Genomic DNA, 3111 nt, shown 5'->3' with positions numbered 1-3111 from the left:
GGGCCGGAGAAGGTCATTGGGGTGGTGCCGGTGATGCGGCGGTTCAGCGGGCCGAACTCTGCCTTCAGCTCGCCGGTGCCTTCTACCTTCGAGACCTCCAGGATGGATTGGCCGTGCGCTGCCAGACCGATGTTGACCTGCTCCTCGGTAGGATTTTCTACGTCGTAGTTCGGGTGCATCTGTGGCTCGGTGGTGTACTCGTGGGAGCACACGTAGACCATCTTGTTGGGGTCTTCTGGGTGCTCGAACAGGCCCAGGAAGTCATTGTTGAAGCCGAACTGCTGTTCCTGCGCGGCAGCGGTCTGGTTGTTGATATCGAATTCTGGTGCGCCCTCGAACATTGGGTCGCCCCAGGCGATCAGCACGGAGTACTCGTAGCCTTCTGGCACGGTCACGTCGTCGGTGGTGTTCGGCGCGACTGGCTCGAACTGCATGCCTTCGACGGAGACGTGCTCCACCTGCGCCTCGGAGGTCGGCGCTGCGTCAGAGGAGGACGAACCTGCAGCGGAGGAGGAAGCCGCCGTATTTTCTTCTGCCGGGGAGCAGGCTGCCAGGGCTACACCGCCACCAACAGCGACGACGGACAGGCCGCCGGCCTTCAACACATTACGACGAGTCATGTCGCCGAAGTATTCATTATCAGTAGTGTTCTTGCACTCGCCGAAGCAGGCGTTGCCGCACTTATAGGTACAGGTCAAGCGTGAACGGCTTGACTGAAATGGGTTGGCCAACAGGTTCAGGCCCTTAAACGCCATGGGTGTCTCCTCTGGAATGTTCATCGGTGGTAGTTCCATATCTCAGGACTGAGGAAAGCCTAGGAGGCGGATATGACCAGTCCGCTAAATCTGGGAGACAAGTTGGTGAATAGTAGCGGGGTTATTTTGCCTATCTAACCGATAGGGAAGTTAACATACCGGCATCGACAAACGAATCGACTCAGCAAGATCGCTCGCGAGGGACACCGCAAAACGGCCGGTCTCGTCGTCGGGAAGCACCGTGAACGTCGGCACCTGCGTGCCCGAGATCTCCGCCGAGCGCATCGAACACCCAGCGGAAGAAAACCTCTGCGCCCCCTCCGCCGGGATCTTCTCATCCCGGCTCTCCTGGGTTCCGTAGTCGACCACCGTGAAAGCCTCGGCCCCGTTGCGGCACACGATCTTCGCCAGCTGCCCCTCATCCGGGCGAGCGCTCTCGCAGGTCGCTTCCCGCCACCCCGAGCCACCCTCCTCGTCGCTGACCAGCGCCGGAAGTGCCGCAGCAATCACCCGCTCCGACGGCTCCCATGGGGATGTCGACGGCCACAGCAGCGCCGCACCCACCCCGACGCCCAGCACGATGACCCCTAGCGTCGCCAGGACTTTCTTGCTTGTCGACGAGCGCTTCCCAGACTCTTGCGGGGCAAGAAGAGCATCGAGAAACTCAGTGGAGCTGGTGAAACGGCGCGAGGGATCGTCGTGAAGCGCACGCTCAAATACCTTGTGTGCGGGTGCTCCCAGAAGCTTGATTTTTCGAGGGCCGCGCCACGCCGCAGCCTGAAAGCGGTCCCGTAGCGACACCCCGGTGCACATCTCGAAGGCGACGAGGGCGAGGGCGTAGCGGTCCGAACTTGGCGTGGGTCCAGGCGCGGGCTGATTTAGCGATGCGCCGCCGCCGAACAATTCCGGGGCCATGTACGCATCGGTGCCGATGATCAGGCCCTCGGCGGTGTAGCGGGTCACCTCAGACTCTAAGGCGATCCCGAAATCGGTCAGCTTCGCTCCCTCCGATGACAGCAAAATATTGCCCGGCTTGATATCGCGGTGCACGATCGTTTTACGGTCCGCAGGTGGAAAGTGTAAATAGTCCAGCGCAGAGGCGATGGGGCGCAAGATGCGGACGGTCTCCTGCAGCGACAGGGGTCGGCTGCGCTGACGCAAGTAGTCCGCGAGGCTTTGTCCCTTGACCAGCTCCATCGCGAAATATGGCACGCCCCTAGCTGTGATTCCCCCGGCATAAATCGTGACGATCCCAGAGTGATTGAGCTTCGCCATCGTGTGCATTTCATCGGTAAATCGCTTCTTTGCTTGCGGCTGAGACATCAAGTGCGGCTGAATCGCCTTCAGGGCGACCTCCCGGTCCAAATGCATATCGCGGGCCGCGAATACCGTGCCCATGCCACCTTTTCCGAGCTGGCCCGTGACCTCGTAATGTTTTGCGCGGGCGTCGGCGATGAACTGTGCGCGCTGGTCAGCAGAGAGGGGATGATTACTCATCGCAGCGTGTGTCCCCAGACCTCAGCCGCGTAGCGCGCCAACGGGATACGCCAATTCACCCGCGTTGGCCCGGGCTGAAACTCGGGCACCCCGGCCTGGGCCAACGCATCAACAATGTTGGCCATTTTGCGGTTCGTCTTCTTCTCGCTCCACCCCAGCGCCTCGGCTAACTGGCTGATGCTGGGGACCACCCGGTGGGCGGGCTCCGTCGGATTCTGAAGCGCCGGCAGCGCCAAGGCGCGCAGCAGCACGAACTGCTCCTCGGTCGGTTCGAAATGGTGCTCCGTTAGGCCGACGAAGCCAGGGTGCGCTTGCTGCGGCGGACGGGCCGTGCGCGCATTAGTGATTTCCATTTCGTAGGGCATAAGCGGAGTCTCAAAGGTGATCGTCGAATAGCCCAGAGGCACCGGAAGGGACTGCCCCGGCGACAGGCGTATGGGTGTGTAGTACTCGGAGTTGCCCGTGGCCGCGAACGTGGCGACGAGGCGCGACCCCATATTGTGTACCTGCCATGCACCATCGACATCCCAAAACTGCAAAAATTTACGGTGCATCGCCATATCGCCCGTGCAGATTTTGAAATTTCCTTCGCGTCCCACCACCACCGATGTGCCAGGGGTCAGAAGAATCGTGGACCCCGCAAGATCATCGATATACAGTTGCCCAGGGTGAAGCACAGTCCGTACACCTTCCTTTGAATACACCGAGCCATCACAGTGCCGTCACAGTTTCCTCAACATCTTAAACGGTTCAACTAGTATAGGCAGCATGCGATCGTCCACATTCAGCCGAATCCTCCCTCTCCTCGCCGCCACGGCCCTGTTAACAGCGTGTGATGTCGGCGGCGGTGGCAGCAGCA

3 protein-coding genes are annotated in these 3111 nt (G+C 60.7%); all 3 read right to left on the bottom strand.

Features of this window, described 5'->3' with window-relative positions; all coding sequences use genetic code 11:
- The coding region (locus ACHFGA_RS05645; RefSeq protein ID WP_394281442.1) for a PhoX family protein at positions 1-755 on the bottom strand (755 nt) is incomplete at its 3' end.
- Positions 756-905: 150 nt separating this feature from the next.
- Positions 906-2252, bottom strand: a complete 1347-nt coding sequence (locus ACHFGA_RS05640) for a serine/threonine-protein kinase (RefSeq protein WP_394281441.1) — start codon at positions 2250-2252, stop codon at positions 906-908.
- Positions 2249-2929 (bottom strand): hypothetical protein, encoded by a 681-nt coding sequence (locus ACHFGA_RS05635; protein WP_394281440.1) that lies wholly within the window; start codon positions 2927-2929, stop codon positions 2249-2251. The genes ACHFGA_RS05640 and ACHFGA_RS05635 overlap by 4 nt, the downstream gene beginning before the upstream one ends.
- Positions 2930-3111: the final 182 nt, after the last annotated feature.

Origin of the sequence: Corynebacterium sp., from assembly GCF_043426755.1 — a bacterium.
Classification (GTDB): Bacteria; Actinomycetota; Actinomycetes; order Mycobacteriales; family Mycobacteriaceae; genus Corynebacterium.
This window is presented reverse-complemented; position numbering and strand designations above follow the sequence as displayed.

Bases quoted from the DNA above. Each gene is read 5' to 3' on its own strand.
- ACHFGA_RS05640 (WP_394281441.1), bottom strand. From the start codon at position 2,252: ATGAGTAATCATCCCCTCTCTGCTGACCAGCGCGCACAGTTCATCGCC.